The following is a 21,248-nucleotide window of genomic DNA, read 5'->3' on the forward strand; positions in this document are numbered from 1 at the left end:
TTATTCAAAGGGCTTATCGTTTTGGCTATTTAAGTAGTGTTGCTTTAGTGATGACGATTTGAGTCTCGGGAACATCACGCATACCGCGAGTCGTCGTAGTTGGCTGTTTTGCCATTTTTTGGATAATGTCGAATCCTTCCGTGACCTCGCCAAATACCGAATAACCCGGTGGGCGAGCGCCGTAGTTTAGAAAATCATTGTCGACTAAATTGATAAAAAACTGACGAGTAGCCGAGTCAGGCGCGTTGGTGCGTGCCATTGCAATCGTCGCACGGTCGTTATTTAAACCGTTATTACCCTCGTTTTTGATTGGAGCGTAAGTCTTCACCATTTGCATATCTTGGTTAAAGCCACCACCTTGCGCCATAAAGCCTGGAATAACGCGGTGAAAAATAGTGCCTTCATAGCTACCGTCTTCTACATATTTTAGGAAGTTCGCTACCGTAATCGGCGCTTTCTCTTCATTCAGTTCGACAGTAAATGAACCTAACGTTGTTTCAAACGCCACTTTTGGTCCAGCCCAAACGCTGCAACTGAGTAGCGCGAGAGAAAGAATTGCCTTGCGTAACATTAGAAACGCTCCTGCATGTACTGACGAAGCTCAGGATCATTGGCAATTTCCTTAAGTGTTAATGTCACTACATCATTCAGTGTTTGCTCAATGTCGGCATCAGACGCACTCAATGTGCCAGAACGCTTCGCAGTGCCTGTGTAAGTTTTGACCAGCTTGCCTTCTGGTGTTTCTGCGGTGATTTCAAGCACGACTTTCGCATCCATCTCATTTTCCATCACCGAATGTTTTACGTTAACTAATGCTTCTTGAACGTTTAATTCAATTGCATTGTTGCTGTTTAGATCGGCATGGAAGCCCTGAGATGAAAACTGCTTCTCTAATGCTTCTTCTAACGCAATACGTAAATTCTGTTTAGCATGAAGAGGAAGAATGTTCGAACGGCCGTTATCCACCAACGCCACGTACTGCGCTGCACGTACATCTTTGCTGGTCAAGCTGTAAGTCTTGCCTTGAACAATTGGATTGGTGCTCAGTGTGCTTTCTGGCATCAAATTCAGCTGAGGCTGTTGAGGCGCTGAACACGCAGCAAGCAACGCAACCGAAGCCGCAAGTACCAATTTTCTCATTTTATTATTCCTTTTAACTATTTTGCTAAAGCTTATTTTGCGCTTAATTTAGCAGGATTTTTTGTGGCCTGTAAAATCACAAACTTATTGTTGGAAGCGATAAGTTTCACATTCTTATCGCCAAACAGCCGTTTTAGTTTTGCGTCGTAACCAAGATGACGATTTCCAATCACCAGTAACTTACCACCTTCACTTAATACTTGCTTTGCATCACAGAACATTTGCCAAGCAATATGATCGGTGATTGCCTGCTGTTGGTGAAAGGGTGGGTTACACATAATCATAGAGCAGCTGTTGTGTTTAAAACCGTCCAAACAATTGTTTGCAACACACTGTATGTCTCTATCTTCACCAAGGTTATCTAGCAGGTTCTGCTTCGCGGACTCAAGCGCCATAAAGCTTTCATCAACACATGTTAATCGAGCATTCGGATTCAGCTGACCAAACTTCACAGACAGAACACCATTACCGCAACCGAGATCGATAACATTATCTATCAATGGGTCTTGAGGTAGGTGCTGCAGCATAAAACGCGCACCTAAATCTAAGCTTTCTCCTGAATAGACATTTGGCATGTTCTTGAGTTCGATATCTTCGCCTTCAACGCGCCAAGTAGTGAAAGGGCTTACTTCAATTGTTGGTTCAACCGTTGCTTGAGCAAATACCAATCGGTGCTTTTTCCAGGCCAGAGATGTTTTTGTCTCACCCAAATATTTTTCAAACAGTTTTAGCGTTGAAGTATGAATGTCTTTCGCTTTATTAACTGCAATGACGGGGCAGGATGCAGGCAGTGCTTTTCTTAACTGACTGAGTATCCAAACGAGGTGACGGTTACTTTTTGGCAGTTGCAGCAATACGAGATCAGTATTGGAAGGTACGGGGTCCATCGTGGTTGCAAATGCTACCTTATTGCACTGGTTTTGCTCAAGGTTCTGCAGCACACCCTTATGAGAAATGAATGAATCACTCATTAGCGTTACATGGTGCTTTTCTGAAAACCAGCAGGAGAGGGCACCAAAGCTGTCATTAATCACGAGGATGTTTTGATTGTCTGGCAAAGCAAGTTCTTCAACATGATTAATAAGATACTCATCACCGGCATCCCACGCTTGTAGAGTTTCATTGCTGCGTTTTGGGAAACGATGAAGTGTTAAGCTTCGCTCGTGAAGATTCAGTTCGGTTTTCATAGCTAAATGTAAGTTGATTTAGAAATTAAGTGTTATTGTCGCAAATGATGACGTGTCGAGATACAAAAAGCTGTCAAATTTTACGTGTTCAGTGGTGGTCGCTCTCTAGGCATGTTCATGGCGTCAAGCGCTTTGAAATCAGTTGAACGTAAAATGCATCAATAATGAGAGTGATGTTTGAGTGATACACGTCTGCTTTACTTAGGTATATACTTATGGAATTCGCATCAATGAGGAACGAATATGATCCAAGAAATCATAGAGAAGAAACTACACAGTGAGCTGCAACCAAGCTATCTCAAAGTGATTAATGAGAGCTACATGCATAATGTGCCACCAGGCTCGGAGAGTCACTTCAAAGTGATTGTTGTGAGTGATTCGTTCGCGGGACAGCGTTTGATTGGACGCCATCGCCAAGTTCATCAAATTTTGGCAGATGAGCTGGATAACCACATTCATGCACTAGCTATCCATACATACACTGATGAAGAGTGGAAGCGAGAACAAGATGGCGCTCCTGATAGCCCTATGTGTATGGGTGGCGGTCACTAAAGACGCAAAATATAAAGGTGCAGAGAAAAGGTGGCTAAGGCCATCTTTTTTCGTTTTACATTCTTTAGGGGCATTGATGTGGCACAAATTCTGGTTAAAAAATGTGTTAACAGTGTTTCAACAAATGAATGGAAATTGCAGGATATTTCAGGCGATGAATATGACTTTTCCATAAGATATGTATGGAATATGGCATTTGTGCGATCGGTCAAAGTTATGACTATTCTTTGACCTTTTAGACCTGATTCTACCGAAATAACCCCTCTATTCTAATGATTGGTCATGGCATCAAGTTCCTAAAAAATGCTAGACTACGGCACCTGATAAATCTCGCGTATTCCTTGTGACGAGATTTTTAATAGGATGTTGCGATTTTGATGTTTAAAACAACATCAAAACCGGACACTGATGTCGTGTCTAAAAGTTACGCAATCAAAAGAATCTTTTTCCCGATAAAAGTAGTGCAAGTGCGTATGATTACAATAAAGAAGGGCTTGGATCTTCCTATCGCAGGAACTCCATCCCAGGTGATTAATGATGGTAAGACCATCAAAAAAGTCGCCTTGCTTGGCGAAGAGTACGTTGGCATGCGTCCTACCATGCATGTCCGCGTTGGTGATGAAGTGAAAAAAGCGCAAGTTCTTTTTGAAGATAAAAAGAACCCTGGCGTGAAATTTACTGCACCAGCAGCCGGTAAAGTGATCGAAGTTAACCGTGGCGCTAAACGTGTCCTTCAATCTGTAGTGATTGAAGTGGCAGGTGAAGAGCAGGTGACATTTGATAAGTTCGAAGCCGCTCAACTTTCAGGTCTAGATCGTGAAGTGATCAAGACTCAGTTGGTTGACTCTGGCCTATGGACCGCTTTACGTACTCGTCCGTTTAGCAAGGTTCCTGCAATCGAGTCTTCTACTAAGGCTATTTTCGTAACTGCAATGGATACTAATCCATTAGCAGCTAAGCCTGAGTTGATCATTAATGAGCAACAAGAAGCATTCATTGCTGGTCTAGACATTCTTTCAGCCCTGACAGAAGGCAAGGTTTACGTATGTAAATCTGGCACTAGTTTGCCACGCTCTTCACAGTCTAACGTAGAAGAACACGTCTTCGATGGCCCTCACCCAGCAGGTCTTGCTGGCACCCACATGCATTTCCTATACCCAGTGAATGCAGAAAATGTGGCATGGAGCATCAACTACCAAGACGTTATCGCGTTCGGTAAGCTGTTCCTAACTGGTGAGCTATACACAGATCGTGTTGTGTCTCTAGCTGGTCCAGTTGTGAATAACCCTCGTCTAGTTCGTACCGTAATCGGTGCAAGCTTAGATGACCTAACAGATAACGAGCTGATGCCTGGCGAAGTTCGTGTGATTTCTGGTTCTGTACTGACAGGTACACATGCAACTGGTCCACACGCATACCTTGGCCGTTACCATCAACAGGTTTCTGTATTACGTGAAGGCCGTGAGAAAGAACTATTTGGCTGGGCAATGCCTGGTAAGAATAAGTTCTCGGTAACTCGCTCTTTCCTTGGTCACGTATTCAAAGGTCAGTTGTTCAATATGACAACGACGACCAATGGTAGTGATCGTTCAATGGTTCCAATTGGCAACTACGAACGCGTAATGCCTCTAGATATGGAGCCTACTCTGCTGCTTCGTGATCTATGTGCAGGTGATACAGACAGTGCTCAAGCACTGGGTGCGCTTGAACTGGATGAAGAAGATCTAGCATTGTGTACCTTTGTATGTCCAGGTAAGTACGAGTACGGTACGTTACTTCGTGAATGCCTAGATACTATCGAGAAGGAAGGGTAATTTTCATGGCTCTTAAAAAGTTTCTTGAAGACATCGAGCATCATTTTGAGCCTGGTGGTAAACACGAAAAATGGTTTGCCCTGTACGAAGCTGTAGCAACAGTTTTTTACACTCCAGGTATCGTAACAAATAAAAGCTCGCACGTTCGTGATAGCGTTGACCTAAAACGTATCATGATCATGGTTTGGTTTGCGGTATTCCCAGCAATGTTCTGGGGTATGTACAACGCAGGTGGCCAAGCTATTGCAGCGCTTAACCACATGTACGCTGGTGATCAACTAGCGACAGTTATCTCTGGTAACTGGCACTACTGGCTAACTGAGATGCTGGGCGGAACGATTGCCGCTGATGCCGGGGTTGGCAGTAAGATGCTACTAGGTGCGACCTACTTCCTACCTATCTACGCAACAGTATTCCTTGTTGGTGGTTTCTGGGAAGTGCTTTTCTGTATGGTGCGTAAGCACGAAGTAAACGAAGGCTTCTTTGTTACTTCTATCTTGTTCGCACTTATCGTTCCACCAACGCTACCTCTATGGCAAGCGGCACTAGGTATCACATTTGGTGTTGTTGTTGCGAAGGAGATCTTCGGTGGTACAGGTCGTAACTTCCTTAACCCTGCACTTGCAGGTCGTGCATTCCTATTCTTCGCTTACCCAGCGCAAATCTCGGGTGACGTAGTATGGACTGCAGCTGACGGCTTCTCTGGTGCAACTGCTCTTAGCCAATGGGCTCAAGGTGGTAACGGTGCTCTAGTTAACACAGTAACTGGTTCTCCTATCACTTGGATGGACGCTTTCATCGGTAACATCCCTGGCTCTATTGGTGAAGTATCGACTCTAGCTCTAATGATCGGTGCAGCGATGATCGTTTACATGCGAATCGCTTCATGGCGCATCATTGCGGGCGTAATGATCGGTATGATTGCAGTATCGACTCTGTTTAACGTGATCGGTTCTGACACTAACCCAATGTTCAACATGCCATGGCACTGGCACCTAGTTCTAGGTGGTTTTGCATTCGGTATGTTCTTCATGGCAACGGACCCAGTATCAGCGTCATTTACTAACAAAGGTAAATGGTGGTACGGCATCCTGATTGGTGCAATGTGTGTGATGATCCGTGTAGTTAACCCGGCGTACCCAGAAGGTATGATGCTGGCGATTCTATTCGCGAACCTATTCGCACCTCTGTTCGACCATGTAGTGATTGAGAAGAACATCAAGCGGAGACTAGCACGCTATGGCAAGTAATAACGACAGCATTAAAAAGACGCTGGGTGTTGTTATCGGGTTGAGCCTTGTTTGTTCAATCATCGTATCAACAGCAGCAGTAGGTCTGCGTGATAAGCAAAAAGCTAACGCTGTCCTAGATAAGCAATCAAAGATCGTTGAAGTTGCAGGCATTGACGCGAACGGTAAGAAAGTACCAGAGCTATTTGCTGAGTACATCGAACCTCGTCTGGTAGACCTTGAAACAGGTAACTTTACTGAGGGTAATGCATCTACGTACGATCAGCGTGAAGCATCAAAAGATGCAGAACGTTCAATCGCATTGACACCAGAAGAAGATGTCGCTGATATCCGTCGTCGTGCGAATACAGCAGTGGTGTACTTAGTAAAAGACCAAGATGAAGTCCAAAAAGTTATCTTGCCTATGCACGGTAAAGGACTATGGTCGATGATGTATGCCTTTGTAGCCGTTGAAACTGATGGTAACACTGTGTCTGCTATTACTTACTACGAGCAAGGTGAAACTCCTGGACTTGGTGGTGAAGTAGAGAACCCTTCATGGCGCGATCAATTCATTGGCAAGAAATTGTACAATGAAGATCATCAGCCAGCGATTAAGGTCGTGAAAGGCGGCGCACCGCAAGGTTCTGAGCACGGTGTTGATGGTCTATCAGGAGCAACGCTCACTAGTAATGGTGTTCAACACACATTTGACTTCTGGTTAGGTGACAAGGGCTTTGGTCCTTTCCTAGCAAAAGTTCGTGACGGAGAACTTAACTAATGTCTAGTGCACAAAACGTTAAAAAGAGCATTCTAGCGCCAGTATTGGATAACAACCCAATCGCGCTACAAGTTCTTGGTGTATGTTCTGCTCTTGCAGTAACAACTAAACTAGAAACAGCTTTTGTAATGACGCTAGCGGTAACATTTGTAACTGCGCTGTCTAACTTCTCTGTTTCATTGATCCGTAACCACATTCCTAACAGTGTGCGTATCATCGTTCAGATGGCAATTATCGCATCGCTAGTAATCGTGGTAGACCAGGTGCTAAAAGCTTACCTATACGATATCTCTAAACAGCTATCTGTATTCGTTGGTCTGATTATCACTAACTGTATAGTAATGGGTCGTGCTGAAGCATTCGCAATGAAGTCTGCGCCAGTACCATCTCTTATTGACGGTATTGGTAACGGTCTAGGTTACGGTTTCGTTCTTATCACTGTAGGTTTCTTCCGTGAGCTATTTGGCTCAGGCAAACTATTTGGCCTAGAAGTTCTACCTCTAGTGAGCAACGGTGGTTGGTACCAGCCTAACGGCCTAATGCTACTAGCACCATCAGCATTCTTCCTAATCGGCTTCCTTATCTGGGTAATCCGTATTCTGAAACCAGAACAAGTAGAAGCGAAGGAGTAAGGACGTCATGGAACATTACATTAGTCTGTTAGTTAAATCGATTTTCATCGAAAACATGGCTCTGTCTTTCTTCCTAGGTATGTGTACTTTCCTTGCCGTATCTAAGAAGGTTAAGACCTCTTTCGGCCTAGGTGTTGCAGTTGTGGTAGTACTGACTATCGCTGTTCCTGTGAACAACCTAGTATACAACCTAGTTCTGAGAGAGAACGCGTTAGTTGAGGGCGTGGACCTTAGCTTCCTAAACTTCATCACCTTTATCGGTGTAATTGCAGCACTTGTACAGATTCTAGAGATGGTTCTAGACCGTTTCTTCCCACCTTTGTACAACGCGCTAGGCATCTTCCTACCGCTGATCACAGTAAACTGTGCAATCTTCGGTGGTGTATCTTTCATGGTACAACGTGACTACAACTTTGCTGAATCTATCGTTTACGGTTTCGGCTCTGGTGTGGGCTGGATGCTGGCAATCGTTGCTCTTGCAGGTATCCGTGAGAAGATGAAGTACTCTGACGTACCTCCAGGTCTACGTGGTCTTGGTATCACATTTATCACTGTAGGTCTTATGGCGTTAGGCTTTATGTCTTTCTCTGGTGTTCAACTGTAAGTCGGGTAAACCGCAACAATTAAGGAATAGTCAATGGACATTATTCTTGGTGTAGTGATGTTTACTCTGATCGTACTTGCACTAGTACTAGTGATTCTTTTCGCTAAGTCTAAGCTTGTACCAACAGGTGACATTACAATTTCTGTGAACGATGACCCTTCTCTGGCGATCGTTACACAACCAGGTGGTAAGCTACTGAGTGCTCTAGCCGGTGCTGGCGTATTCGTATCTTCTGCTTGTGGTGGCGGTGGCTCATGTGGTCAGTGTCGCGTAAAAGTTAAATCAGGTGGTGGCGACATCCTACCAACTGAGCTTGACCATATTACTAAAGGTGAAGCACGTGAAGGTGAGCGTCTAGCGTGTCAGGTTGCTATGAAAACTGACATGGACATCGAGCTTCCTGAAGAAATCTTTGGCGTTAAGAAGTGGGAATGTACCGTTATCTCTAATGATAACAAAGCGACATTCATCAAAGAGCTTAAGCTACAAATTCCAGATGGCGAATCAGTACCTTTCCGTGCTGGTGGTTACATCCAGATTGAAGCACCTGCTCACCACGTGAAATACGCAGACTACGATATTCCTGAGGAATACCGTGAAGACTGGGAGAAGTTCAACCTTTTCCGTTACGAGTCTAAAGTTAATGAAGAGACAATCCGTGCATACTCAATGGCTAACTACCCAGAAGAGCACGGTATCATCATGCTTAACGTTCGTATCGCAACTCCGCCGCCGAACAACCCAGACGTACCACCAGGCATCATGTCTTCGTACATCTGGTCTCTAAAAGAAGGCGACAAGTGTACTATTTCTGGTCCATTTGGTGAGTTCTTTGCGAAAGATACAGATGCAGAAATGGTATTCGTAGGTGGTGGTGCTGGTATGGCTCCAATGCGCTCACACATCTTCGACCAACTTAAGCGTCTACACTCTAAGCGTAAGATGTCTTTCTGGTACGGCGCGCGTTCTAAGCGTGAAATGTTCTACGTAGAAGACTTCGATATGCTACAAGCTGAGAATGACAACTTCGTATGGCACTGTGCACTGTCTGATCCACTTCCAGAAGATAACTGGGATGGTTACACTGGCTTTATTCACAACGTTCTTTACGAGAACTACCTACGTGATCACGAAGCGCCAGAAGACTGTGAATACTACATGTGTGGTCCACCTATGATGAATGCGGCTGTTATCGGCATGCTAAAAGATCTAGGTGTAGAGGATGAAAACATCCTACTAGATGACTTCGGTGGTTAATCCCTCCAAGTGATTGAATCTATGGCTAGCTCTCTAAGAGCTAGCCATTATTTTTTGTAGAAGTAAAAATAATATTCAACAGTTGATATAGGTAATTGGATTTAAGTAATCGGTCCCATTCCCCATATCAATTCAACAACATTGGGAGTTAACAAGTGAAAACGTGGCTTGTTGCATTCGCTTCTCTATTGATTTTGGCTGGCTGTGAGCAGCCAGCAGATCAAATTCATCTAAGTGGCCCTACCATGGGGACTTCTTATAACATCAAATATATCGAGCAAGATGGTATTCCAACGCCAAAAGCGATGCAGACGGAAATTGATCGCTTATTGGAAGAGGTTAATGACCAAATGTCGACCTACCGTGATGATTCAGAGTTAAGTCGTTTTAACCAGCATCAAACGAGCGAGCCATTTACAGTTTCGACACAAACTGCAACGGTAGTGAAAGAAGCAATTCGCCTTAACGGTCTTACTTTAGGTGCGTTGGATGTGACAGTCGGTCCTTTAGTTAACCTGTGGGGCTTTGGCCCAGAAGCTCGCCCTGATGTCGTTCCTACAGATGAAGAGCTAGCGGCACGCAAAGCCAATACTGGCATTCATCATCTATCTGTTGATGGCAATAAATTGTCCAAAGATATTCCTAACTTGTATGTCGATTTATCAACTATTGCTAAAGGTTGGGGGGTTGACGTGGTTGCTGACTACCTTCAATCTGAAGGGGTTCATAACTTCATGGTAGAAGTGGGCGGCGAAATGCGCCTCAAAGGCGTGAATCGTGAAGGCGTGCCGTGGCGCATTGCGATTGAAAAGCCGACTATTGATGAGCGCTCAATTCAAGAAATTATTGAGCCAGGGGACATGGCAATTGCAACAAGTGGTGACTATCGTAATTACTTTGAGAGTAATGGTGTGAGATACTCTCATATTATTAATCCAAGAACAGGCAAACCTATTCATCATAAAGTGGTGTCTGTAACGGTATTAGATAAATCGTCGATGACTGCTGATGGTCTTGCAACTGGTCTTATGGTGCTAGGTGAAGACAAAGGCATGGCAATTGCGAACGAAAATAATATTCCTGTTTTCATGATTGTGAAGACGGAAAATGGTTTTAAAGAGCTGGCTTCGGAAGCATACAAGCCGTTCATGAAGAAATAACAACAGAAGTGAGCATGTTCTTATGAGTACATTTCTAATTACGTTTGCAGTTTTTGTTGCGGTAATCGCAGCGATGGCTGTTGGCTACATCTTCCAGAAGAAAGTAGTGAAGGGTAGCTGTGGCGGTCTTGGTGCAGTAGGTATTGAGAAAGTATGTAACTGTCCAGAACCATGTGACGCGCGTAAGAAACGTGAAGCACGTGAAGCGGCGCGAGCTGAGAAATTGGCTGCATGGGAAAAAGATCGAATTGCTTAAGTATCGGTCATCCAAAGAGTAATACAAAATAACCCAGCTAAAGCTGGGTTTTTTTATATTTCTCGCTCTACTTCTCTGAGAGTTTATACTTTGCTTGCTACGTTTAATCTAGGATGACCGGAAGCTTAAGTCGGTGCAGACTTCACAGCCAAGTCATTTCCCTTTAATCACCGTACTTAACTGTTATTTGGTTATATACTCAAACTAAAGCGCGTCAACTTAGGAGGAAATATGGAAATGCATCAACACGGTATGGCTGAATTGTTTCAACAACTAGGCCTCGGCAGCTCTCCTCAAGAGATAAAGGACTTTATTAACGAACATCGGCACAAAAGAGCTTCAGCCCCTCTGCATGAAGCCAGCTTTTGGACAAGTTCGCAAGCCACATTTCTCAAACAAGCCATTGAAGAAGACGCAGACTGGGCAGAGTTGGTCGATCAGCTTGATGTGATGTTACGAGATTAAAGCACGTTTACAAACTCTCATTTCTATCAAGGCAGATTTAATTTATACTGTTTTTTTGAACAGTATTTGATGGCTATGTCAGACCGAATTAGAAAAATCATTCACGTCGATATGGATTGTTTTTATGCTGCCGTTGAGATGAGAGATAATCCTAGTTACCGTGGCATTGCACTCGCCGTTGGCGGTCATGAAAAACAGCGTGGCGTGATTAGCACCTGTAATTATGAGGCGCGCAAATATGGCGTTCGTAGTGCAATGTCAACGGCGCGTGCATTGCAACTCTGCCCCCATCTACTGGTGGTTCCCGGTCGAATGCACGTGTACAAACAAGTCTCTCAGCAGATTCGTGCTATTTTTGAGCGTTATACGCCTATCATTGAACCTCTATCATTAGATGAAGCATACCTCGATGTCACGGACTCGACAGCTTGTCGTGGCTCCGCAACGTTGATCGCAGAGTCTATTCGACGCGACATTTGGAATGAGCTTGGACTGACGGCATCGGCGGGCATTGCACCGATTAAGTTTCTTGCCAAAGTCGCCTCTGATATGAATAAACCCAACGGTCAGTTTGTTATCCCGCCAGATAAGGTCCAGGAAGTTATCGATACACTTCCGCTGGAAAACATTCCTGGTGTTGGGAAGGTGAGTCTTGAGAAGCTACATCAAGCGGGCTTTTATCGATGTGAGGATATTAAAAACAGCGACTATCGTGAATTGCTGAGACAGTTTGGTCGTCAGGGAGCATCTTTATGGCAGCGTAGCCATGGAATTGATAATCGAGAGGTCGTCGTTGAGCGAGAGAGAAAATCCGTCGGTGTGGAACGGACATTCAGCCAGAATATCTCGAGCTATGATGAATGTTGGCAAGTGATCGAGGATAAACTTTATCCTGAACTCGAGAAACGCTTAGAGCGTGCAAGCCCAGATAAATCGATTATTAAACAAGGTATTAAAGTTAAATTTGCCGACTTTCAACTGACAACAATTGAGCATATCCATCCGCAATTAGAGCTTGAGGACTTCAAGATCTTGTTAAGAGATATTCTTAAGCGCCAAAACGGACGGGAAATACGCCTTTTAGGCTTGAACGTGATGCTCAAGCCCGAGAACCAAGCGCGTCAATTGAGCTTTTTCTAGGCTCTTACTGCTTCTACCTGATCTAATACTTGCTCAAAGCTTGTGTTGGCCATCGCACCATAACCTGACAGTTTTGAAGCTTTTAGCTGGCTAATTAAAGGGGTACTAATGCCACACAAGAAGCGAGCGACAGCATCATTGCTGATAGTTGAAGGGGAGAGCTGAATAAATTCCTGCACCCACATTGCTACTTGAGGTGGCTCAATATCCTCATTTTGTGGTGCTGGGAACGAAGCGACTTGACCACGACACACGGAGCAGTGACCACATTGCTCTGGTGCATTGTGATCAGCAAAGTAGTTCGCCAATTGTGAGCTCAAACAGTGCTCTGACTGGAACAAGCGCAGCATGGTGTGAATTCTTTCGATATCTTTGCTTTCTTTGGATTGGAACAGTTCATACAGTTGTTGGATTAAAACATCAGAACCCTGTGTGGTTGGCAAAACAGAGTACACGTCGGTCAGTTGTTTGCTCTCTAGCTCTATCCAACCATTCTGGTGAAAATAGTCGAGGGCTGCGACAACTCGGCTGCGTTCCGATTGATAGTTCATCCATAACGCTTCTAGGTCAACTTGGCACCACACTTTGGCTTTTTGCGAACAGGAGAAAATAGCCTCCACGAATTGACGTCGCTCGCCTTGAAATTGATTCACAATAAATTGCTGATCGTGCAAAAACTTAAAGCGATATTCCGCAAAGTAACTGTATTTTGCTTCAATGAGTTTATGTAGCTCCAAATAAACCAACAAGGTTTTGAGTGGCAATTGGCGGATGTTACTTTCACGCGATAAACGCAGTGGCACTACCTCCCATTGTGGAGCATGTTCTTTCGCTTGCTCGACTACATAGTTAATCGAGGTTAGTTCAGGTGTGTCACCATAGACAAAGTTTTCCAACACCGTTAAGCCGGACGTATTGCCCAGCAGAATGCACTCAGAACGTTGCCCGTCCCTGCCTGCACGTCCAATCTCTTGTGCGTAGTTCTCGATCGATTTGGGTAAGTCGAAGTGAATGACGCGGCGGATATCAGATTTATCGACCCCCATACCAAATGCAATCGTTGCAACAATACAGTCAATTTGGCTATCCATGAACTGCTGTTGGATTTGTTCACGAACGTCGCTTTTCATGCCGGCGTGGTAGGCGTGAGCATTAATGCCAATACGGATTAGTGACTTTGCTACTTGCTCTGCTGTCTGCTGTTGTGTCACATATACGATAGTCGGAAGCTTAGGTGAAGAGGCGATGATCTCACTTAGCTTTTCTTGTTTCGTTGCTTCCTCGCACGGGATCACCGAGATATCCAGATTGGGGCGGTAGAAGCCTGTAACGGTAATATGTTCACTGGCAATATCGAACTTTTGTTTCATGTCTTCAATAACTGCGGGCGTTGCTGTTGCAGTGAGAAGCAAAGATTGTGGAATGTTTAGTTCACGTTGATATTGCGGTAGCTTGAGATAATCAGGGCGGAAGTTATGTCCCCATTCGGAAATACAGTGCGCTTCATCAACCACCATCAAAGAGATCGGTACTTGGCGAATGAACTCACGAAAACGCTCGTTTTTTAGGCGTTCAACAGAAATCATCAATATTTTGATCTGTCCATTTTTTACCCCTGCCATGACGCGTTGTGACTCTTCTCTGCTTTGACTGCTATCGATAGAAGCGGCCGGGATCCCTTTACTTTGCAAAAAGTTCAGCTGATCTTTCATTAGCGCCAACAACGGCGAGATCACCAACGTAAGATTGGGCAATACGGTTGCTGGCAATTGGTAACAGAGAGACTTACCCGAACCTGTAGGAAAGATGGCCGCAGCAGAGTAACCATTCATAACCGCTTCAATAACAGGTTGTTGACCTTGGCGTAATGAGTCAAAACCAAATACGGATTGAAGTGTTTGATGCAGCGAGTCACTTTGCATAATAGGGAAACCTTTCTTTGATGGTAAACTTAGGTACATTAACACACCCTGAGTGCCAAACGCGCGTCCTAAAAGTATGAACAAAGCTGACTTAGTCCAAATTATCATCCAACATCTGGAAGAAAAACTTCAAGTGGCCCATGCATCGGCTCAGCTAGCCATTGATGCCGCGACAGATGAAGAAACTGTTCCCGAGCATAAGTACGATACGTTAGCACTTGAAGCCGCGTATCTTGCTCATGGACAAGCTATGCGAATCCAAGAGAGTGAAGACGAGCTGCGTCAATATCGCGCTCTAGTGACTCGCGACTTTAAAGGCGCACCTGTTGGTGTAGGTGCTTACGTCGTTCTCGCAGATGAGAATTTGCTTGAAAAACACTTCTTTGTAGGCCCTTGTTCTGGTGGTCTGACTGTTAAATATCAGGCTCAGGAAGTTTTTGTCTTAACAGCAAAATCTCCTCTTGGTCGAGCGTTATTCGGGAAAGAAGAAGGCGATGAGATTGATGTGAAAATAGGAGAAAAAACAACTTGTTACGAAGTCGTGACGGTTTGCTGACATCTCATGTATCACTCAGTGTTATGTTTAACACGAGTAATGTTAAATAAAAGAGAATGACATGAAAAAGCTTTTTACACTCTCATTGCTGATGGTCAGTGCTACTGGTTATGCAGCGCAGTGTCGTGTGGACATCAATAATGAAGTCCGTATGGATGGGCAAAGCTTGGAAATTCGCCAAACGACAGGTGATAAAGCTGTCGTGGATGAGGATAACAACCTATTCATCAAAGGTGAGCTAATTGAACTCAATGCCGACCAAAAAGCGGCAATTGAAGACTATCGCGAAAAAATGAACGCGTATATTCCACAAGCAAAGCAGTTGGCGAGTGATGGTTTAGCGCTTGCAAATGACATCATCGATGATGTTGCGGAAAGCCTAGACGCACCTGGCGCGTTTGATAACGTCAAAGTCGCAGTACAGGACTTTTTCGCTGATGTTGAATCACGTTACTACAAAGATGGCGATTTCATTCTACCAGCGGAAAGTTTTGAGTCCATGACACAAGGGTGGACTGAAGACTTTGCAAAAGCACAAGAGATCTTCAATAAAGAGTTTTTAGCGAGTTCGTTGGATGCTTTATCGAAAAAAATGAAGGAAGAGGGGGGAATAAACCTCACTGCATTATCGGAGAGTATGGCTGAACTCAGCGCGAAAGTAGAAGAGCGTTTAGCTGAGCATTCGAAAGAGGTAGAGCAACAAGCAGAAGACTTGTGTGACTCGTTGGATGACATGGCAGGGCAAGAAGACGATTTGTTGAAGAAAATCCCTGAGCTAAAAGATTACCGAGTATTTACGATTTAATTACCCTTCAAAAAGTAGAACTCAATGGTATAAAGAAAGAGAGCACTATTGTGCTCTCTTTTCGTTTTTACATACTTGAACAAGTAATGAAAGCAAGACGATATTTCCGTTTTACCCGCTTGTTCTTTGATAGCTTATTGCGCGTTCATCTCGGTGAGCTTATCGCCGACAGGTTTTGAGAAATTAAAACCATCATGCTGATCCCAGTTGATAGACCACGTCATTACCCCTGCATAATTCGGGTAATTGAACGCTGGCTTAATGGTGCCGCATGAAGTGCCTTTGGTTAAACAATCTAGTGCGCTGATAATATTCTGTGTCGGAGCCTGGCCTGAATTTGCCGAGTTAGGACCTGAAGGTAAGCCGATTGCGACTTGATCATCACGTAGTGGTGCAAACTGAGTGCCGTCGGCCAATTCAAAGCCTTCGATAAGCATTTTAGATTGCGCTACCATCATATCCACAGAGCCTTCTGGTGCACTGCCTGGCAGATATGGGTTTGGCAAACCACCGTTGTTATATAGCTGGACGTGAAGCAGGTCGAGCGTGCTGCGTGTCTCATTAATCACAGGAATGTAAGCTCCCCAAATACCGCTGTAAGCCACATAGCCGCCTTGAACATAAGGATGCTCAGGTGCCATGGTTAGGTACATATCGCCACCCATGTTTTGCTCTATTTGAAGCAAAGCACGACCAAGGCGAGCTTGAATTTGCGAGCCATGAACCAAGTTAGATCCACTCTCTAAATCCACATCAAGACCATCAAAGCCCCACTCAGCGATAAGACCTGTTAGGCTAGAGACAAAGTTGGCTTCATCTTGGTCGGTATTCAGCGTAATCGTGCCTTCTGCGCCGCCAAGAGAGAGAACAAACTTCTTACCTTTAGCTTGAAGCGCTGCCATGTCCTGCTTGAATTGTGTTGGATCGAGTGCTGGACAATCGCTGTAAATATCGCCTGAATATAGATTAAAGTGCACGGTGCCATCACTGTTGCGGTCATTTTCGGCAAAGGCAATATCAATCACATCCCACGTATCAGCCATATCCGCTAGACGAATTGGACAGCCAGCCCCATTTACAAAATTGTGCCAGTAACCGATGAGTTTGTGACGTTTCTCTGCTTGCTCAACCACCGTTATTGCTGCCGCGTCAGATAACGTCGCGCTTCCAGCAAGATCAATGGCTTGAGCGCTTACGGTAAACTGTCCGATTGCGGCTGGTGTCCAATTCGCAGAATAAGGCGCAGTCGTATCTGTGGCGACAACTGAACCATTGACCATGAAATCAACTTGTTTAATGCCTGAGGTTAAAGACGTTGCATCGGCACTTAATGCGAGGTTTTTGCCTAAGCCGACGGTTTGACCGCTGCTTGGTGAAGTCAGTGAGACGACCAAATCTTTATCGCTGACTTCCACACCAACCAAGGACTCTGACGTGTTGTTATCATTATCGGTTGCGACGGCTTTAAGCTGGTTAGCGCCAATAAGTGTGGCGTTCCAAGTAACGGAATATGGTGCTTGAGTGATGACCCCTAAGCTGGTGTTGTTCGCAAAAAACTCAACTTGCGTGACTGTGCCATCAGCATCGCTTGCGTTAGCCGTGATTTCGTTATTGCTGCCAGCGAGCACGACTTGTCCATCCGTTGGTGCCGTAATGGTAACTTGCGGTGGCGTCGAACAAGCACCTAGGCCACTCCAAGCATCTTGCCAGTATAGCCCTTCACCTGGCTCGTAAGCCCATGTCGCATCCGAGGAACACCAACCAGCAACATCACAACGATATTTTTGGTTGAAGTGAGAAACTAGGTCGCCAACTTGATAACTCGTGCCCGCCGCGTAAGGCGCTGCATCTGCACATCCGCCCGTCCCTGTTTCTGAATTACTAACAACAAGCGTTACTTCTTGGCTCATGGTTGCGAGGTTTGTGTCATCAGTCGCTTGTGCTTTAAACGAATGTGTACCTGCATTCGCGGTCCATTGATATTCGTAAGGTACGCTGGTATCAATCGCGACGGATTGATTGTTCACGAAGAACTCAACTTGTGTGACCACACCATCAATATCATCAGCTTGAGCGGCCACCGTGAGGTTCCCACCCACGTTAAGCGCTTCCGTTCCCGATGGGCTTGTCAGTGAAATGCTAGGTGGTGGCAACTCGACTTGTGGTTGAACTTGGATAGAAATCGTCGTGGTGGTAACGGCTCCCTCATTATCGGTCGCAATCGCGGTCAATTGCGAGACACCTTCAATAGCGGTCCAAGATGCTTCGAATGGTGCTTGAGTTACCACAGCAACCGTTTGGTTGCCTGCAACAAACTCAACTTGTGCGATTTGACCATCTTCGTCGGCTGCGTTGGCTAGCAAGGTGATCGCACTGCCTTCGGGAATTTGTGCGTTGTTTGTTGGAGAGGAGAATGACACTGTTGGCTCTAGGTTGTTGCTTCCACCATCACATTGCCCTAACGCTTTCCATGCCTCCCAAGCCCCTGAATTGGTAACAGGGTCATTGCCTTGCGTCCAATACGCGGCCTCGTAAGCGGCTCCTTGCGTTTTTACTAAAGTGCCCGATGTATAAGTCGCAGTGCTGTCCCAGTCGGGTAAGCTTTGGCAGTTATAGGCTTGAGCTTGGTAGCTGACGCTGAGTGCTGCAACCATCGCTCCGTGAAGTAGAGTGACCTTCATTTTCCTCTCCTTGAGTCATGGATATAAATGAGAACAGAGTAATAACTAGCTGATAAATAGACATAAGGGGGAAAAAGCGAAGCACAATATTCTGCTTTTCGACACAGTATCACGAGGAACTATTCGTTCCTTACACCAAAGCTCATTATTTTTCGGCTCACTTCACGATGGGAGAATCACAAATTCTAGGCGTGTGAAAAAGACAAAAGTCGCCAGGTCTTAGAATGATGAATGTGAGATGTACGTTAAAATTTACAAGCTGAATGACTGTGAATTGTTTCAACTGTCGAGTATTTAACCGGAGTGCTCTTGTTGAATAGTGAATATTGCTATAGTGTACTAGTTAGCTAGTTCAATGATATTTTGTGTGAGTAGTATGACACAGCAAACCTCTTCTCAGACTCGTGAGCATTTTGGCTCTCGTCTCGGATTCATCTTAGCAGCCGCAGGTGCCGCAGTTGGCCTTGGCAATATTTGGGGCTTTCCAACCCAAGCTGCCAGTAATGGCGGCGGTGCTTTCCTGTTGGTTTATTTGGTGATGATTCTTATCGTCGCATTTCCTATGCTGGTGGTTGAAATGGCGATTGGTCGTCATGGTCAAGCCAACCCGGTGGATAGTATGCGTTCGCTTACCAATCATCCGGTAGGTAAAAAGCTCGGCGGTATTGTGGGCTGGATTGGTTTAAGCGTACCAAGCGCTGTTTTAGCGTTTTACTCTATTGTCGGTGGTTGGTTGATCTGCTTTTTACTGGGTGCAATCACAGATCTAATGGGGTTAGAAGCTGCAACTCAATGGCTAAAGGGCTTTAGCGTTGAACGTAACTTGTTCGGAGCCATTACTTTTTATGTGCTAACGATTCTCATCGTACAAGGTGGCGTAAAACAAGGTATTGAGAAGTGGTCCACACGTTTGATGCCAGCATTGTTTGTTTTGTTTGCTCTACTGTTTGCTTACATCATGACGCAAAACGGTGCGATGGAAGGGCTAAAGCATTACTTGGTACCGGATTTCGAAAAGGTATGGGACCGCAAGTTGATTCTTGCTGCAATGGGGCAGGGCTTCTTCTCGCTTACGATCGGTGGCTGTTCAATGCTGATTTATGGCTCTTACTTGAGTAAGAAAGAGAACCTACCAAAGATGGCGATGAACGTGACCATGGTAGATACTGCCGTTGCTTTCATTGCAGGGTTAGTGGTGATGCCAGCGATGTTTGTTGCGATGCAAAAAGGCGTTCAAATCTATGCTGAAGATGGCTCTCTATTAAGCTCTGATACGTTGGTATTTACCGTATTGCCATTGATGTTTGATAGCTTAGGTTTGCTTGGTCAATTGTTCTCTATTGTGTTCTTCTTATTGCTGACGATTGCGGCGCTAACGTCTTCCATTTCAATGTTAGAGTGTCCAGTGGCGTTAGTGAGTGAGCGTTTCAACACCAAGCGTAGCGCAACGAGCTGGGTTTTAGGTGGTCTCATCGCCTTGTTCAGTGTGGTGATTGTTTATAACTTTGGCGCTCTGTTTGGTATGGTCGCGACGGTTGCTACTCAGTATCTACAACCAACCGCTGCGCTCTTATTCTGCTTATTTGGTGGTTGGGTATGGAATCGCAACTCAAAAATCAAAGAGCTTGAGCAAGGTTGCCCGGAGTTTACGCAAGGTTGGTTTGGTAAGTTATGGCCAGCGTATGTGAAGTTTGTATGTCCAATTCTTGTGGCTACGGTCATCTGGGCTTCATTCGGCTAATCGAAACGTCTATTGGACAAAAGAGAAGGGCTTGATGAGTGATCATCAAGCCCTTTTTCATGTTGGTTATTCCCAGTTTCAGTTACCCGCGGTGATTGCAGCGGGTTAACGGAATTGTCCTGCTTCTGGAAGAAAGTCAAAACCAGCAGAAGCCAGTTTTGCTTCTAGTGCTGTGCGATCGATATCGAAGAAAGCTACCAGTTTATCTAAGTCACCACCGAAGTCGTCGCGTAGCTTCATATTTACAATGCTCATGAGCATGACAGGATCCATGGATTCAAAGTTAGCTAGATTCATTACTTATCCTCAAAATCTGAAATCAGTAGGTTTGCTGCAGCAAATGCCGCTTTTTCACGCACTTCTTTAGGCAGAGACTCATCCGCCGCAACATCGTTCAGCGCTTTAACAGCACATGAAATTGCCTGAGGAATGTAAGCTTGATCGCCACTACCAATTTGAGCATAAAGCTCACGAACCAGTTCACAACAGCCGTATACTTGCATGTTTTCTTTCCACTAAATGATAACTTATCTCAATATACACACAGCAGATTTGAAACTCAAAGTGCAGAGTTGTTTTGGCTCAAGTTGAGGAGTTGCTTGAGCGAGATTTAATCACTGCATTTGTACTTCTAACTGCTGAGTGACTTCTGGTGAAAGCTGAAGCTGTTTTGCCAGTTCTTGCAAATACGCTTTTTCCATGAAGTTTTGCTCATCAGCAACAATCAAAGATGCGAGATAAATTTCTGACGCTTGCTGGGGAGAGGTCGCCTGATTAGCAATTTCAGCAGGATCGAGCGGTTTGTTTAGTTCTTGCTGAACGAGCTGACGTACGTGCTCATCTGCGCCCATATCTGCGAGGGCTTGCTCGATGCGGGCCATTTCCTCTTCATCGACATGGCCATCGGCTTTTGCGGCTCCAATCATTGCTTTTAAAATTAGTACACTGTGTTTGCTGTCATCGGGGTCAAAGGTCTCATGAACACCTTGACCGGACTGTTTGGCTTGCCAGTCGTTATAAACTTTGTAGGCTAATGCTCCAAGCGCAGCAGCGCCACCGACTTTTAATGCGCCCGAGCCTATTTTCTTGGTCATTTTTTTACTTTTCTTCGAGCCCATCAGCATGCCGATAAGGCCTCCGCCAACGGCGCCTGCTCCTAGCGTTTTCAGGCTACTTGAGTTTGATGAGGATTTGATGTTGTTAGTTTGTTTACCTAACGCATCAGCCCCTTGCTTGAGTAAGTCTGATTTGAGTGCTTGGTTTAGAAGACTTTTTAAATCCATAACTGACCTCCTTTAGATGATGAAATCAGTTTAATAGCAAGAA

Annotated in this window: 22 protein-coding genes; 14 read left to right on the top strand and 8 right to left on the bottom strand. The window is 44.9% G+C overall.

What is annotated here, in order from left to right:
• Positions 1-25: 25 nt before the first annotated feature.
• Genes NL644_RS09720 through NL644_RS09730 form a run of 3 tightly spaced genes read right to left on the bottom strand, consistent with a single transcriptional unit; the run spans position 26 to position 2,327 of the window.
• Positions 26-571, bottom strand: a complete 546-nt coding sequence (locus tag NL644_RS09720; RefSeq protein WP_114323557.1) for a peptidylprolyl isomerase — start codon at positions 569-571, stop codon at positions 26-28.
• Positions 571-1,140: a YajG family lipoprotein gene (locus tag NL644_RS09725; protein ID WP_012841484.1), complete on the bottom strand. Its 570-nt coding sequence runs from the start codon at positions 1,138-1,140 to the stop codon at positions 571-573. Before NL644_RS09725 ends, NL644_RS09720 begins: the two co-directional genes overlap by 1 nt.
• A 32-nt stretch (positions 1,141-1,172) precedes the next feature.
• Positions 1,173-2,327, bottom strand: coding sequence for a methyltransferase (locus NL644_RS09730; RefSeq protein WP_114323556.1), 1,155 nt, complete (start codon positions 2,325-2,327; stop codon positions 1,173-1,175).
• A 243-nt stretch (positions 2,328-2,570) separates the two neighbouring features.
• On the opposite strand from NL644_RS09730, the gene bolA reads away from it, so the two are divergent.
• From bolA to dinB, 11 genes are all read left to right on the top strand, one after another.
• Positions 2,571-2,879 (top strand): transcriptional regulator BolA, encoded by a 309-nt coding sequence (gene bolA, locus NL644_RS09735; protein ID WP_005380262.1) that lies wholly within the window; start codon positions 2,571-2,573, stop codon positions 2,877-2,879.
• Between the two features lie 473 nt (positions 2,880-3,352).
• Positions 3,353-4,693, top strand: a complete 1,341-nt coding sequence (locus tag NL644_RS09740; protein WP_041853022.1) for a Na(+)-translocating NADH-quinone reductase subunit A — start codon at positions 3,353-3,355, stop codon at positions 4,691-4,693.
• A 5-nt stretch (positions 4,694-4,698) separates the two neighbouring features.
• A complete protein-coding gene (locus NL644_RS09745; protein WP_006742551.1) occupies positions 4,699-5,943 on the top strand; it encodes an NADH:ubiquinone reductase (Na(+)-transporting) subunit B in 1,245 nt (414 codons plus the stop codon).
• Entirely contained in the window at positions 5,933-6,703 is a 771-nt protein-coding gene (locus tag NL644_RS09750) for a Na(+)-translocating NADH-quinone reductase subunit C (protein WP_006742550.1), read from the top strand. Before NL644_RS09745 ends, NL644_RS09750 begins: the two co-directional genes overlap by 11 nt.
• A complete protein-coding gene (locus NL644_RS09755; protein WP_005380269.1) occupies positions 6,703-7,335 on the top strand; it encodes an NADH:ubiquinone reductase (Na(+)-transporting) subunit D in 633 nt (210 codons plus the stop codon). The genes NL644_RS09750 and NL644_RS09755 overlap by 1 nt, the downstream gene beginning before the upstream one ends.
• 7 nt (positions 7,336-7,342) lie before the next feature.
• On the top strand, positions 7,343-7,939 hold the full coding sequence (gene nqrE / locus NL644_RS09760) for an NADH:ubiquinone reductase (Na(+)-transporting) subunit E (protein WP_005380270.1): 597 nt from the start codon (positions 7,343-7,345) through the stop codon (positions 7,937-7,939).
• A 33-nt stretch (positions 7,940-7,972) separates the two neighbouring features.
• Complete coding sequence (nqrF, locus tag NL644_RS09765; protein WP_005380271.1) at positions 7,973-9,196, top strand: NADH:ubiquinone reductase (Na(+)-transporting) subunit F; 1,224 nt, start codon at positions 7,973-7,975, stop codon at positions 9,194-9,196.
• Positions 9,197-9,351: 155 nt separating this feature from the next.
• Positions 9,352-10,356: an FAD:protein FMN transferase gene (locus NL644_RS09770; RefSeq protein WP_047008896.1), complete on the top strand. Its 1,005-nt coding sequence runs from the start codon at positions 9,352-9,354 to the stop codon at positions 10,354-10,356.
• Between the two features lie 22 nt (positions 10,357-10,378).
• Positions 10,379-10,612: a (Na+)-NQR maturation NqrM gene (nqrM, locus tag NL644_RS09775; RefSeq protein ID WP_005436655.1), complete on the top strand. Its 234-nt coding sequence runs from the start codon at positions 10,379-10,381 to the stop codon at positions 10,610-10,612.
• A gap of 231 nt (positions 10,613-10,843) precedes the next feature.
• Positions 10,844-11,077 carry a DUF2789 domain-containing protein gene (locus tag NL644_RS09780; protein WP_012841486.1) on the top strand — a complete coding sequence of 78 codons (234 nt, stop codon included), beginning with the start codon at positions 10,844-10,846 and terminating at the stop codon, positions 11,075-11,077.
• A gap of 111 nt (positions 11,078-11,188) precedes the next feature.
• Positions 11,189-12,217 (top strand): DNA polymerase IV, encoded by a 1,029-nt coding sequence (gene dinB, locus NL644_RS09785; protein WP_230198196.1) that lies wholly within the window; start codon positions 11,189-11,191, stop codon positions 12,215-12,217.
• On the opposite strand, the gene NL644_RS09790 is transcribed toward dinB, so the two are convergent.
• Entirely contained in the window at positions 12,214-14,139 is a 1,926-nt protein-coding gene (locus NL644_RS09790; protein ID WP_181869534.1) for an ATP-dependent DNA helicase RecQ, read from the bottom strand. The two genes, dinB and NL644_RS09790, sit on opposite strands and share 4 nt — an antisense overlap.
• Before the next feature lie 76 nt (positions 14,140-14,215).
• Between NL644_RS09790 and NL644_RS09795 the strand changes: the two genes are divergently transcribed.
• Together NL644_RS09795 and NL644_RS09800 are read left to right on the top strand one after the other, a co-directional pair.
• The gene (locus tag NL644_RS09795) at positions 14,216-14,695 is read left to right on the top strand and encodes a GreA/GreB family elongation factor (protein ID WP_012841488.1); all 480 of its coding nucleotides are present in this window, start codon (positions 14,216-14,218) and stop codon (positions 14,693-14,695) included.
• Between the two features lie 61 nt (positions 14,696-14,756).
• On the top strand, positions 14,757-15,500 hold the full coding sequence (locus NL644_RS09800) for a YggN family protein (protein ID WP_005385316.1): 744 nt from the start codon (positions 14,757-14,759) through the stop codon (positions 15,498-15,500).
• 134 nt (positions 15,501-15,634) lie between these two features.
• Here NL644_RS09800 and NL644_RS09805 read toward each other — a convergent pair whose 3' ends face one another.
• Positions 15,635-18,181, bottom strand: a complete 2,547-nt coding sequence (locus tag NL644_RS09805) for an Ig-like domain-containing protein (RefSeq protein ID WP_253658352.1) — start codon at positions 18,179-18,181, stop codon at positions 15,635-15,637.
• 376 nt (positions 18,182-18,557) lie between these two features.
• Between NL644_RS09805 and NL644_RS09810 the strand changes: the two genes are divergently transcribed.
• Entirely contained in the window at positions 18,558-19,922 is a 1,365-nt protein-coding gene (locus NL644_RS09810) for a sodium-dependent transporter (RefSeq protein WP_253658353.1), read from the top strand.
• A 105-nt stretch (positions 19,923-20,027) separates the two neighbouring features.
• On the opposite strand, the gene NL644_RS09815 is transcribed toward NL644_RS09810, so the two are convergent.
• The 3 genes from NL644_RS09815 to NL644_RS09825 all read right to left on the bottom strand — a co-directional run bounded on the left by NL644_RS09815 (position 20,028) and on the right by NL644_RS09825 (position 21,205).
• Positions 20,028-20,219, bottom strand: coding sequence for a DUF4250 domain-containing protein (locus NL644_RS09815; protein WP_012841490.1), 192 nt, complete (start codon positions 20,217-20,219; stop codon positions 20,028-20,030).
• Entirely contained in the window at positions 20,219-20,425 is a 207-nt protein-coding gene (locus NL644_RS09820; protein ID WP_005391765.1) for a YaeP family protein, read from the bottom strand. Before NL644_RS09820 ends, NL644_RS09815 begins: the two co-directional genes overlap by 1 nt.
• 111 nt (positions 20,426-20,536) lie before the next feature.
• On the bottom strand, positions 20,537-21,205 hold the full coding sequence (locus NL644_RS09825) for a tellurite resistance TerB family protein (protein WP_046874978.1): 669 nt from the start codon (positions 21,203-21,205) through the stop codon (positions 20,537-20,539).
• Positions 21,206-21,248: the final 43 nt, after the last annotated feature.

The organism is Vibrio sp. Y10_XG_PY6 (assembly GCF_024181795.1).
Taxonomy (GTDB): Bacteria; Pseudomonadota; Gammaproteobacteria; order Enterobacterales; family Vibrionaceae; genus Vibrio; species Vibrio diabolicus.